11 protein-coding genes and 1 tRNA gene are annotated in these 12,002 nt (G+C 62.4%); 9 read left to right on the top strand and 3 right to left on the bottom strand.

Features of this window, described 5'->3' with window-relative positions; all coding sequences use genetic code 11:
• Positions 1-402 precede the first annotated feature (402 nt).
• Positions 403-1,596 (top strand): tryptophan synthase subunit beta, encoded by a 1,194-nt coding sequence (trpB, locus tag AC6UAL_RS09090; RefSeq protein ID WP_500683062.1) that lies wholly within the window; start codon positions 403-405, stop codon positions 1,594-1,596.
• A gap of 25 nt (positions 1,597-1,621) precedes the next feature.
• Positions 1,622-2,392: a tryptophan synthase subunit alpha gene (gene trpA / locus AC6UAL_RS09095; RefSeq protein ID WP_500683063.1), complete on the top strand. Its 771-nt coding sequence runs from the start codon at positions 1,622-1,624 to the stop codon at positions 2,390-2,392.
• Positions 2,393-2,543: 151 nt separating this feature from the next.
• Here the strand turns inward: trpA and AC6UAL_RS09100 are convergent, their stop codons facing one another.
• Positions 2,544-6,359, bottom strand: a complete 3,816-nt coding sequence (locus AC6UAL_RS09100; protein WP_500683064.1) for a hypothetical protein — start codon at positions 6,357-6,359, stop codon at positions 2,544-2,546.
• Between the two features lie 273 nt (positions 6,360-6,632).
• Between AC6UAL_RS09100 and AC6UAL_RS09105 the strand changes: the two genes are divergently transcribed.
• Positions 6,633-6,998, top strand: a complete 366-nt coding sequence (locus AC6UAL_RS09105; RefSeq protein WP_500683065.1) for a hypothetical protein — start codon at positions 6,633-6,635, stop codon at positions 6,996-6,998.
• A 67-nt stretch (positions 6,999-7,065) separates the two neighbouring features.
• Here the strand turns inward: AC6UAL_RS09105 and AC6UAL_RS09110 are convergent, their stop codons facing one another.
• Together AC6UAL_RS09110 and rpsT are read right to left on the bottom strand one after the other, a co-directional pair.
• Positions 7,066-7,287: a hypothetical protein gene (locus AC6UAL_RS09110; protein ID WP_500683066.1), complete on the bottom strand. Its 222-nt coding sequence runs from the start codon at positions 7,285-7,287 to the stop codon at positions 7,066-7,068.
• Between the two features lie 85 nt (positions 7,288-7,372).
• Positions 7,373-7,636 (bottom strand): 30S ribosomal protein S20, encoded by a 264-nt coding sequence (gene rpsT, locus AC6UAL_RS09115; protein ID WP_500683067.1) that lies wholly within the window; start codon positions 7,634-7,636, stop codon positions 7,373-7,375.
• Positions 7,637-7,892: 256 nt separating this feature from the next.
• Here rpsT and AC6UAL_RS09120 point away from each other — a divergent pair, with 256 nt between their 5' ends.
• From AC6UAL_RS09120 to AC6UAL_RS09145, 6 genes are all read left to right on the top strand, one after another.
• Positions 7,893-8,396 (top strand): hypothetical protein, encoded by a 504-nt coding sequence (locus AC6UAL_RS09120; RefSeq protein WP_500683068.1) that lies wholly within the window; start codon positions 7,893-7,895, stop codon positions 8,394-8,396.
• A gap of 118 nt (positions 8,397-8,514) precedes the next feature.
• Positions 8,515-9,735: a class I SAM-dependent RNA methyltransferase gene (locus AC6UAL_RS09125; protein ID WP_500683069.1), complete on the top strand. Its 1,221-nt coding sequence runs from the start codon at positions 8,515-8,517 to the stop codon at positions 9,733-9,735.
• A 3-nt stretch (positions 9,736-9,738) separates the two neighbouring features.
• A complete protein-coding gene (locus tag AC6UAL_RS09130; RefSeq protein ID WP_500683070.1) occupies positions 9,739-10,152 on the top strand; it encodes a metal-dependent transcriptional regulator in 414 nt (137 codons plus the stop codon).
• A 63-nt stretch (positions 10,153-10,215) separates the two neighbouring features.
• On the top strand, positions 10,216-10,950 hold the full coding sequence (locus AC6UAL_RS09135) for a rhomboid family intramembrane serine protease (RefSeq protein ID WP_500683071.1): 735 nt from the start codon (positions 10,216-10,218) through the stop codon (positions 10,948-10,950).
• Complete coding sequence (locus AC6UAL_RS09140) at positions 10,947-11,627, top strand: HAD family hydrolase (RefSeq protein WP_500683072.1); 681 nt, start codon at positions 10,947-10,949, stop codon at positions 11,625-11,627. Before AC6UAL_RS09135 ends, AC6UAL_RS09140 begins: the two co-directional genes overlap by 4 nt.
• 80 nt (positions 11,628-11,707) lie before the next feature.
• A tRNA-Leu gene (locus AC6UAL_RS09145) sits at positions 11,708-11,791 on the top strand.
• Positions 11,792-12,002 lie beyond the last annotated feature (211 nt).

The following is a 12,002-nucleotide window of genomic DNA, read 5'->3' on the forward strand; positions in this document are numbered from 1 at the left end:
AAGCAACCATAAAAATGCCATTGCGGCGTTTCTCTCCCGAGAGCTTCTTCGGTGCGTTTTATTTTGACGCAATGCGGCGCAATTTGATTCGAGGGTCGGCTTCATTTTCGGGCTTGACAGCTTTTCGCCCGCGTGTATAATGAGCGTCGATGACGATGTGCATTCCCGGTGATGACTTTCTGACGCAGGCGGAGGCTTGGCGTTGGCGACTCACATCATATTGAGGGAAGCCCTTTCGCGCGCCGTTGCGGCGCCGTTTGCATCTGTATCATGCGTCTTGACGCCCCGGCTTCCCGCTGAGCCGGGGTCTTTTTTTGCCCGGCTCTTCCCTTCCCCTCCGAGCTCATCCCCCCTTTTACACCTCTTACCCCCATGCACGTATTAACTTCTGATATGACTGATATGAAAACTCTGCCTCACACGACTCGCCCGGGCTACTTCGGCAGCTTCGGCGGCCGCTACGTTCCCGAAACGCTCATGCCTCCGCTGCTCGAGTTGGAGGAATGTTACGAGCGCATCATGTCTTCAAGCGACTTCCGCAGACGCCTGCACGAGCTGCTGAGCCGCTACTGCGGCCGACCGACGCCGGTGACCTTCTGCGAGAATCTCTCGGCGGATCTGGGTTTCGAGCTTTACCTCAAGCGCGAGGATTTGCTCCACACGGGTGCGCACAAAATCAACAATGCCATCGGGCAAACGCTGCTGGCTCACCTGATGGGCAAGACTCACGTCATTGCCGAGACGGGCGCCGGCCAACACGGCGTGGCGACGGCGACGGCGGCGGCCAAATTCGGCATGCGCTGTACGATTTTCATGGGCGCCAAGGACGTGGAGCGCCAAGCTCCGAATGTGCAGCGCATGCGCTTGCTCGGAGCCGAGGTGGTCGCCGTGAAGAACGGTTCATGCACGCTCAAGGACGCCATCAATGATGCGCTGCGCTACTGGATTGCCCATCAGGATGACACGCTCTACGTGTTCGGCACGGCGGCGGGTCCCCACCCCTTCCCGACGATTGTGCGCGAGTTGCAGAGTGTCATCGGCCGGGAGTCCGTCGCGCAGATGCGCGAGATGGCGGGTGCGCTGCCGGACTGCGTGGTGGCCTGCGTGGGCGGCGGCTCGAATGCCATCGGGATGCTGCACCCCTTCGTGCCCTTTGATGAGGTGCGCTTGGTGGGGGTCGAGGCCGGAGGCACGGGGGAGCCGGGCTGCGAGCATTCGGCGGCCATCAATCTCGGGCGGCCGGGCGTGCTGCACGGGGTGCGCACGATGCTGCTGCAGGATGAGGACGGGCAGATTATGGAGTCGTCGTCCATTTCCGCCGGCCTCGACTACCCCGGCGTCGGCCCGGAGCACGTGTGGCTGCACGCCATCGGCCGCGTGCACTACGGCATCGCCTACGACCACGAGGCGCTCAACGCCTTCCTCACCCTCTCGCGCCGCGAGGGCATTATTCCGGCGCTCGAGTCGAGCCACGCGCTGGCCTGGGTGCTCGAGCACCGCGAGGAGATAGCTCCCGGCAGCCGCGTGCTCGTCAACCTTTCCGGGCGCGGCGATAAAGACCTCGACCATGTTCTGCACTACATTCACCTTGACTGATTCCCCTTCTGCCTGCTGACACACCATGAAAGATACGATATTGAAAGCGAAACGCGAGGGCCGCACGGCTCTCATTCCCTTTATCACGGCGGGGTTCCCGTCTCTTGAGCGCTTCGGCGAAACGCTGCTCGCCATCGACCGCGCGGGGGCTGATATCATTGAGGTGGGTATTCCCTTCTCCGACCCGGTGGCTGACGGCCCGGTCATCGAGGCGATGAGCCGCGAAGCTCTGGCGCGCGGGGTGACGCTGCGCCGGGCTCTCGATGAGCTGCGCCGCCTGCGCCCGTCTCTCCGCGCAAAGATTGTGCTGATGGGCTACGCGAATCCCTTTTTGCAGTACGGGCTCGAAGCGCTCGCCGCAGACTGCGTCCAAATCGGGGTGAGCGGTCTGGTGGTGCCCGATCTGCCGCTGGAGGAGTCGCCCGAGTTTCGCGCGGCTCTCGAGCCCGCGGGGCTGACGCTCGTGACGCTCGTCGGGCCGAACTGCTCGGAGGAACGCATGCAGCTCTACGCGCCTTACTCCCGCGATTACGTCTACGTCGTTTCGGTGCTGGGAACGACGGGAGACAGCAACCGCAGGCTCGATACCGTGGCCGAGACGATGCGCCGCGCACGCCGCGCCTTCGACGTACCGCTGGCCCTCGGCTTCGGCCTGAGCCACCCGTCGCAGCTCGATGCCCTGCCCGATGACGCCCGCCCCGATGCCGCCGTCTTCGGCACGGCCCTGCTGCGCCATATTGCGGCGGGTCGGCCCGTGGAGGAGTTTTTCAAGCCGTGGCGGCGCTGCCGCGGCTAAAGAGCTAAAGGACCTGCCGCCGCACCCGCGCCGCGCCTCTGCAAGCAGGCCTTCGCCGCGCGACGGAAAAGCCCCCGCCTCATGCCGAGGCGGGGGCTTTTCCGTCAGGGGACTTCGGGCGCTTCCGCCGCAAGGGCGGCGCCCGGAGCTCTCAGATATCCCAAACGTCGAGCCACTTGAAGGAGACAACGCGGAATTTGCGACCCATCACCTTGTTGATATCGCTGAGGTCTTTTTCACCGGAGCCGGAGGGGCGGTTGGGGTCGGAGCGCTTCTTGTCCACGTCCGTGGGGCTGTTGCTCGGATCGACGTAGTCGATGCTGCGCTGCACCACGGCCTCGCACCATGCCTGAGCGAGGATGATGCCGTCGGCGTTGCGGACGCAGCCGAAGGAGCGCACGACAAAGGTATCGTCTCGCACGGTGAGGATGTTGCCGAGCGAAGCGAGCACATCGCTCTGAATCAGATAGCCCGGCGCAGCCGTGTGCAGAGAGCCTTCCTCGGCGGCCTTGAACTTGTAGAGGCTGCCGGAGGCGGGCTTCACCTGAACCTCTTGGAAGTCGCGGTTGATATCCGTCGCATCAATGGCCGCCTGAAGAGCCCCCTTGAGGGCGGCGCCATCCTTGTTCGAGCTATCGAGGCGGCGGTTAATGAAGTCGGACATGCTGAGGAAGGGCCCGCGCTTCTTGACTTCTTCGACAATCTTCTCCGCCAGCTCGGCGATGGAGGACTCATCGAGCTTGCGAATCTCGCCCCATGCAGCCGCCTGTCCGCCTCGGCGGAGGCTCGTCGAGCCCTGCATCGGACTGTACGAACCAAGTGAGTCGATACTCTTATCCGACGTACTGACCATGAAGCGAGAGAAGAGGACCTCGCTTTGTGAATCGCCGTCCTTCACCACGCTCAGACGACCGCCGGCATTGCTCACGAGCTGGCGGCGTGCCAGCCCCTGCAGCACGGCCTTCCAAGCCTCAACCGAGGTCGAGTTGACGTTGAAGCCGCCGTCAATGATGAGATACTGGGCGATGTACTTCCAGCCGTCGTCATCCATGATGCGCTTGACGATGGCCTTCTGATCATACGGTGTCGAGATCTTGCGGTAGCGCGCCACCGGCAAATCTTCCGTACCGCTCATGAAGGCCTCAAGCACCTTCTTGGCTTTCATGCCGCCTTCTCGGCTCGTCGGCATGTCGGAGACTGATGAACAGAACCAAGTATCCCACAGCGCATCGTTGATGAGCAGACCATGATCGTAAAACTCTTGGAAAATGCGTCCGTTGCCGTTGACCCTGTTCTCGTTAGCTGAGCCTGAGGTCGGGATATTATTAGCATTCATCACGTAGACATCATCCGCCGGCAGGCAGGGATCAGCAAAAGAGTTACCGATACCCACGCCGGGCACACCGCACTGGTACTGCATGCGTCGTCTCTGACTCAAAGCCCCGCCGCTCTTGTACCAGCCGGGCTGAAGACGCATGCCCGCAAAGCCCGCCAGCGAGAAAGGCGGATGCACCGGCAACTCGAGCACGGAGGCATACGACACCTGCTCGCCGTCGGAAGTAATACCGAGCACGCCGTTGTCGCCGATGTTATCCATGGGCGAAGCCGTGAGACCCGATCCGACATCCAGAGCCGCAAGCTGGTAGGGGTGGTACTGGCGATACTGATCATCGGGATTGACAATCATCGAGCCGTAGAAGGCCGGCGATGAATGCTGCCAGATCTTGCCGCGGAAATCCCGGCCCGAGAATATGCGGCTGTCGAGGTTCGGGTTGGCGGACTTGGCCGCGATGCCGAGAGCCGCGACGTAATAGGGAACGGAGGGATCGCTCTGCGTGCCGTCCGTCGACCACACGGCATTGTTGCGGTCGGCATCACAGAAGACCGTGCTGGTGCCGGGATTGCTCGGATCATACCAGCCAAGGATGAAGTACTGCGGGGAGTGGGCGCGCTTGCCGTAGCCGCCGACACCGTAGTTGGTGGCGTCCGAGCCGTTAAAGCCGTTCATCACGGTAACACACTCGGCGCGCTGGGGCGAGAAGAAGTAGCCGTCGGTCCGCGGCGCCGTGCCGTTCTCCGTCAAGCCCATCTGCAACTCCAGATAGAACTTGCCGGCGTTGATATTCGTCTCACTGGAGATACCGGGGTCATCTTTTTTACCGCCGGCATTGCTGTAGAACTTCGCCTTGTAGCCGGCGACATTGGCGGGATGATAACCAATGGCCCAAGGATTCATGAAGGCCCGATCATACTCGCTCGTGATACGAGCCTTGGCGGGAGAGAAGAAGAGGATCTCACCCGGCTCAAAGACAATGTCACCCTTGCGATCGTTCGAGCTCTTGAGGAAGTAATCGCCGAGGTCCTGACCGAGCTGCGTATCGCTCGAGCCCTGATCCATGGCGTAGCGCGACCAGGTGTAGTTCCAAGTGCCGGCCTGCGTGATGGCGTAGGTCTGAATCCAGGTCGTCTTGTAGGGCGCGGAGTGAGACCAGAGCTGCTCGCCGCGAACCTTCATGGGCACGTTGTAGGGATTCCACCACAAGAACATCGGCGCGAAGCAGAGGCTGAGCTTGTAGGCCTGATCGGGCTCCTTCTCATCGGTGGTCATCTTGCCCTCCAGCTCCTCGGTGACGAGACCGAAGTTGTTCATGAACGCAAGGATGACGGGCGTACGGCCGTAGCCGGCACTCTTCGAGCCCTGATCAAGCATGGAGCGGTTGCTGTAATACGTGGCGGTTGACGACGTCGCACTCGTTTCATCAGGATCGCTATACCCCTGCCCCGAGGCATCCGTCACGCAGCCGCTCATGCGCGTGTAGGCGTTATCGAGGGTGCCGATGAGGCGGGTCGTGAAGTTCTTGCCGTCACTGGCGGAACCGTCTGGCCAAGTGTTGTAGTAAGCGTGCAGGGTCTGCCATGAACCGATGGGGAAGTTCGGCTCGGAGCATCCCGGGGCTTCCGTCGCAATGGCTCGGTCACTCGTATCATCGCCCGCATAAGGAGTACCCGAGAGGGACTTCTTGTTGAGCAGCAGGCAGAGGTCCGTCTTCAGACCGCCGTCGCGCACGTTGGTGATCAGCGAATGGGAAGACGTCGTCACGTCGAAGAAGAAGGGCGTACCCTCACCGAGATTGCCGGCGCCCATCAGCACGATCGTCTGCAGAGAGAGAATTTTGGCGGCATCGCGGCGCTGCATATCACCGTTGAGGTAAGCACCGATGCTGTCGCTGCTGAAGATCGGGCCGGGAGTATTCCAGGTGCGATGAAGCACCTCTTCCGCGTCGTTCGTCTCCTCGGGATCCACAACGCCGGCCTTGGCCTTCTGATTCTCGCCGCAGATCCACCACGCGAAGCAAGCCTCATTGCTGCCGGTCGAAGGCATCGTCAGCAGATCGGCGTAGATGTAGTCGCGCCGCGAAACCGAATTGCTGCTGCCGAGCGTTCCCGTACCGACGAGGCAGACGCGGCGCCCCGGGCTGCGCTTGGCCAGATCGCCCGAAGATTTGAAATCGCGCGAGGCCTTGACGTCGCGCGTCGAGATCAGCCAGCGGCGGAACATGTTCGGGCGCCCCTGCTGATACGTGCTCTGAATACTGTTTCCGTGCCCGGAGCGGCTGCTGCCGTAAATCGGGCCGTCCCAGCTATCCCAAACGCCGAGCACGTGGGGCGTCGAGGCGCCTTCGGACATCTGGACAATACCCGAATTGGCCGACACGCGCTGATCGGGTCCCATCTCCAGCTGAAGCTCGGCAATGGCGGCATCGAGGCCGACGAGAGCCTGCTGCCTCGCCTCCGCCTGCAACACGGTGTATTGCGCGATGCGCGTCTGCGATGAGGCCAGAGCCAGCAGACCGACGGCGATGAGCGTCAGCAGCATCATGAGGGTCAGCGTCGCGATGAGCGCAAAACCGCGCTTTTTGCGCTTGATGAACCGCTTGGGCAAAGGGGTGTGATGGATGAGCTTCATTCTCGATGAAAAGTAATGCTATTAGTATACAGGCAAGGCTCATGACGTCAAGAAAAAACGATCGGTCGCGCAAAAAACGTAACAAGGAATGAGGCTCGGCCTCGCGGAAGCGAAGAGAGCGGCAAACGGGGCTCCGGCGCGATTCGTTTTTTGCGCTCCGCCGGTATTATGCGCTTGATTCAGTTAGCTTATGGGTATAGTATGACAACGGCTTCCGTGCACCGTCCTGCTCTCAGCGCGGGCCGAGCAACCGCCCTGAATGCAGAGAGAGACATGAAATCAGGAGACATCAAGCTTATCCTCCTCCACTGCCCGGCTGATCTCATCGACGAAGTGGACGAACTCTGCGAGCTCAATTTCGTGAACAGGACGGAGTTCATCCTCTTCGCCATCGACTCCATGACGGACTTCTACGAGCGCCGCAGTCAACGGGCGAACCGAGACCTATTGAACGACGAAGACGCCTACTGCCCCATTCCCGGAGACGGCGTCACATCTCTCTCAAGCGGCATCGGGGAGGAGGCCGAAGACGACGAACTCCTGCTCACCGCTGCGGAGGACGAGGATGAAGACAACTACTCCGTCTTCTTCCCGTACGAGCCCGGCGACGGCGATCCGGAAGACAAGCGCCCCGAGTGAGCCCGGATGCTCATGCCGCGAGCCTCAAGCAGGGGCGAGCCTCAAACAAGGTGCAGCTCGGCCCGGCTCAATCCTCGAGATCAAGATGCCCGATAGCCGTGCGGGGCAGCGCCGCCAAATCGATCGCCTTGTCGGAGACGACGGCAGGATCGCAGATGAAGCGATAGGCGTAGCAGTCCGGGCAGGTGCCGACTTCCCTGTCGACGATAGCGCCGCAGACCGCACAGACCTTGTAGGAGGAGGGGTCCTGAAGAACAGTGTTGGCGATTTCCTTGCGATCCTGTTTCATCGGGCAGAAAGACATTCAAAAGTCGGCGGGACATCGGCTCGCCGATGCCCCGCCATACTCAAAAACGGAAAACCTGAAAGGGAACTCAGGCGATGGAAGCCACGGCCTTGGCTGCCTTGCTCTTGTAGTTGGCCGCGCGGTTGGCCGGCACGGTGCCCTTCTTGGCGGCCTTGTCAATGACGGAAGAGAACTCGTTGTAAGCGGCCACGGCAGCGGCCTTGTCCTTGGCTTCAACGGCCGCAGCAACCTTCTTGCGGAAGGTGCGGACGCGGGACATGATGGAACGGTTGACGGCCGTGCGGGCGATCGTCTGGCGGATGCGCTTCTTAGCGGACAGAGTGTGAGCCATAATGCAGATAAAAAGATTGGTTTCTCGTTTTGGTGGAGTGGAGTTTACCCATTTTCAACCGAATGTCAAGTCAATTCATGTGAAAAGCTGCATTTTTCTTCGGCGTGCGGCATCTCGCCCCTTCCCTCAGCGCCCGTCTTGCGTGCGCAGGCGCGTTGCATCGCGCCCACGCTCGCGCGCGCCCGTTTCTTTTGGCTCTCGAGCGGCGTTTCGTTCTTGCCACGAAGGGCTTTTTGTGCTAGGATACTCGGCGAACATGAGAGCTACGGGATACATAGGCGGCCTTGCCGCCGTCGCCATGCTTCTGTCCTCCTGCACGCGCCCGTTCTGGCGCCGGGACAGCAAGCCGAGAGTGCCCGACTTCCTGCTGTCGGCAAACGCACGCAGCCGCGCCGAGGCCCGGCCGAAGACCGCCGAGGGCGGCCGGGGCGCCGCTCAGGCATCGTCGGCCGGAGCGTCCTCCGCGGCTTCGGCACAGACGCCTACGCCCGAGCAGCAGAAAGCGGCCAGGGCTCTGCTCAACACCACGCCCGGTCAGGACGGGCTCACCGTGCCCGAGCCGGACTTCCTGCCGACCCCGACGGGACTCTCGCCCCTGCGCAACCTCGTCCCCGTTCCGCCGGAAGAAGCCGCCAGCGCCCGCGAGAGCAGCGTGCCGCAGCCCAACTCCGTCGAGCGGCGCGGCCTGCGTTCCCCGTCGCTGCCGCAGGCTCTTCCCCTTGATATCAACGGCAAGGCCACACCGAGCAAGAGCAACTGAGGCGCCGACTACGGCCTCGGCTTCGCCCGCCGAAGCAGCCTCTTCCCGCACCCTGTTCCCGACACTCTTTCACGCCTGACGCCGCAGAAAAAACGACCCATCGCACACCATCGACCCTATGGAAACCGTACCCCGAAACTTTGTTCCCACCCCCTTCGACTACCATCTCTACATCGAACTGCGCATAAAGGCACTCTCCAACCAAGGATACGGCGTCGGGCGCGTCAACAACTGGGTCGTCTTCGTGCCTTTCAGCCTGCCCGGAGAACTCGTTCTCGCGCGCATCTACCGCAACGAAAAAAACTGTTCATACGCCGACCTCATTAAAGTACTCGAGCCCTCGAGCGACCGCGTCAAGCCCCGCTGCAAACTCTTCGGCACCTGCGGCGGCTGCCAGTACCAACACCTCGACTACGACGCGCAACTCGAATGGAAGACGGCCCAAGTGGCCGACCTGCTTCGTCTGCAAGCCGGGCTCAACCTGCCCGTCAACCCGGCCATAGCCTCCCCCCGCACCTACGGCTACCGCTCCAAAATCACCCCGCATTTTCATAAACCGAAAGCCGCGCGCATGGGCAACATCGGATTCCTGCGGACGGGCTCGCGCAGCGAGGTCTGCGACGTCGCGCAGTGCCCCATCGCCATGGATCCCATCAACGAAGCCCTGCCCGTCCTGCGCCGCAGCGTACAGGCAGCGGCCGACCGCTACCGCCGGGGAGCGACCCTGCTGATGCGCGTGAGCGAAGGGAGCGTCATCACCAACAACAACGCCGTCTGCACCGAACGCGTCGGCTCCCTCACCTTCAACTTTTTGGCGGGAGACTTCTTCCAAAACAACCCCTTCATCCTTCCCGCCTTCACGGGCTACGTCGCCCGCCAAGCCGCCGGCGGCGGCGCCCGGTACCTCGTCGACGCCTACTGCGGCAGCGGCCTCTTTGCCCTGACGCTCGCCCCGAGCTTCCGCAAGGTGCTGGGCGTCGAGGTCAGCGAAACGAGCGCCGACTGGGCGCGCGCCAACGCCCGAACCAACGGCATCACCCACGCCGAATTCCTCGCGGCGAGCGCCGAAGCCATCTTTGAGAAAGTCGACTTCCCGGCGGAAGAAACGGCCGTCGTCATCGACCCGCCCCGCAAGGGCTGCGACGCCGCCTTCCTCAACCAGCTCTTCGCCTTCGGCCCGGCGAGAGTCGTCTACGTCTCCTGCAACCCGGCGACGCAAATCCGCGATCTGGCCGAATTTGACAAGGCCGGCTACGAGGTCACCGAGGTGCAGCCCTTCGACCTCTTCCCGCAAACCAAGCACCTCGAGTGCGTCGCCACCCTGCAGAAAAAAGCCTGAGCCATGCCCGATCGACAAAATCGCCTCAGTCGCAGCGCTGAAGACTATCTGGAGGCCATCGGCAGGCTCTGCCGCAAATACGGCACGGCTCAAGTGAGTGAAATCGCCAACATCCTCGGCGTCAAAAAGCCGAGCGTCACGGCGGCCATGCGCCAGCTCGCCGCCGAAGGGCTCATCGAATATCGGCAATACGCCCCCATCCGGCTGACGGATGCCGGACGCGAATATGCCGACAGCGTCATTCGCGCGCACCGCATCATCCGCCGCTTCATGCGCGAAGCCGCCGGCCTCAGCCCCGAGCGGGCCGACGCCGCCGCCTGCATCATGGAGCACATCCTCACCTACGATGAAATCCGCAGCATCGGCCGCCGCCTCGGCATCAGCGACGACGAACTCGCCGGAGAAGACGCCGAATAAGCCGCCCCGCACCCGCTTTACCCGCTTTACCCGCTTTACCCGCTTTACCCGCAGACCCGACCCATGAATCAGTTTCGCCTCACCGTCACCCAAGCCCTCATCACCATCAACGTCGTCGTCTACATCGTCGGCCTCTTCGTGCGCCAACCGGCCATCTTCTGCATCAGCGACCCGGTCATCGCCGGCAACGGCCCCGCGACGCCCGTGCTTGAAATCATCGGAGCCTACTCTTGGTACACCTGCTTCATCGAAGGCGAACTCTGGCGCCTCATCACCTACCAATTCCTGCACGCCAACTTCACCCACCTGCTCTTCAACATGTGGGCCCTCTACTTCTTCGGCCCCGTCATCGAGTACGCCCTCGGCCCGAAGCGCTACCTCGCCTTCTACCTGCTCTGCGGCGTCGCCGGCGCCCTCTTCAGCTCGGCGCTCGGCTCGCTCGGCCTCTACGGCACGGGGAGCGCCGTGCCGCCCGCCATCCTCAGCCTCTACCTCGACTACATCGGCGTCGGAGGCATCCTCCTGTGGCAACTCATCCCGCTCATCGGCGCCTCCGCCGCCATCTACGGCGTCATGACGGCCACCGCCATCCTCTACCCGCGCGTCAACATCAGCCTGCTCTTCCCGCCGGTCACCCTGAGCCTGCGAGCCTTTGCCCTGATCATCATCGGCGTTGCCGCCGCCACCGTCCTGCTGGGCTGGACCAACGCCGGCGGCGAAGCCGGACACCTCGGGGGCATTATCATGGGCGCCCTGCTCGTCTGGCTCTTCCGCCGCTTCGGACGACTCAACGCATGATCGCACTCTTCGACATGGACGGCACCCTCTTTCCCGGCGACTCGCAACTGCGCTTCGCCCGCCGGGTGCTACGTCGGCACGGTATGCGGCGCCTCTACCTCATCCCCGTCGCCGTCTGCGGCATCCTCCGAGCGCTGCGAATTTTCAACACCGAGCGCATGAAGCGTGCCTTTTTATGCTACGCATGGGGCATGAAAGCCGACGAGCTCGACGCCGAATGCCGCGCCTTCGTCAACGAAGAACTCATCCCCGCACTCTACCCCCCCGTTTTGGCGAAACTGCGGGCCCACCAAGCCGCCGGAGACACGACCGTGCTCTGCTCAGCCTCACCGGACTGGTGGACTCAACACGTCGGGCGTGAACTGGGCTTCACCCACTGCATCGGCACCCCCATCAGCCCCTTTGATCGCGTGCCGTTCATGCCGCGCGTCCCCGCACCCGGCAACAACAAGGGAGCCAACAAGCTCATCCGCCTCGCCGCTCTGGGCATCCGGCGCGCCGACGTCGGCTACACCGACAGCGCAGCAGACCTTCCCATGCTCTCCATCTGCGAACGCGCCGTACTGGTGAACCCGAAGGCGAAATTCGCCGCCCAAGTCCCCGGCGCCGAAATCCTGCGACCGCCCGGCAAAGAGCCCCTGCCGCGCTTTCTTGCAAGCTGCCTGCTCGGTCTGTGAAGCCGCGGCAAAAGCGCCGTCATGCGCCCGGTTTTTCCTTGCCAAGTGCCGCTGAATGTGTTTCAATAGCCGAGCAATCGGCCACAGTGGCGGAATGGTAGACGCAGGAGACTTAAAATCTCCCGGCAGTTGATGCCGTACGGGTTCGAGTCCCGTCTGTGGTATTGCACATAAGCGCTTCACGACGAGGAGCTTATGTTGATTTTTACTTTCTTGTTTACGATATACCGAAGTGCGAGCGTCGAGCAGCACGCAATCCGCACCTCCTTCCCGATGCTTTTCCCGTTTGGCGAGGGATTGTGGGGTCAAGCGCAAAGTGTGTGGAAACCGCATATCAGACCACCGAGTGAGCCACCGCTGCACTCCACGAGCACG

This window comes from Candidatus Parakkermansia intestinigallinarum (genome assembly GCF_944389695.1).
GTDB classification, from domain to species: Bacteria; Verrucomicrobiota; Verrucomicrobiia; order Verrucomicrobiales; family Akkermansiaceae; genus Akkermansia; species Akkermansia intestinigallinarum.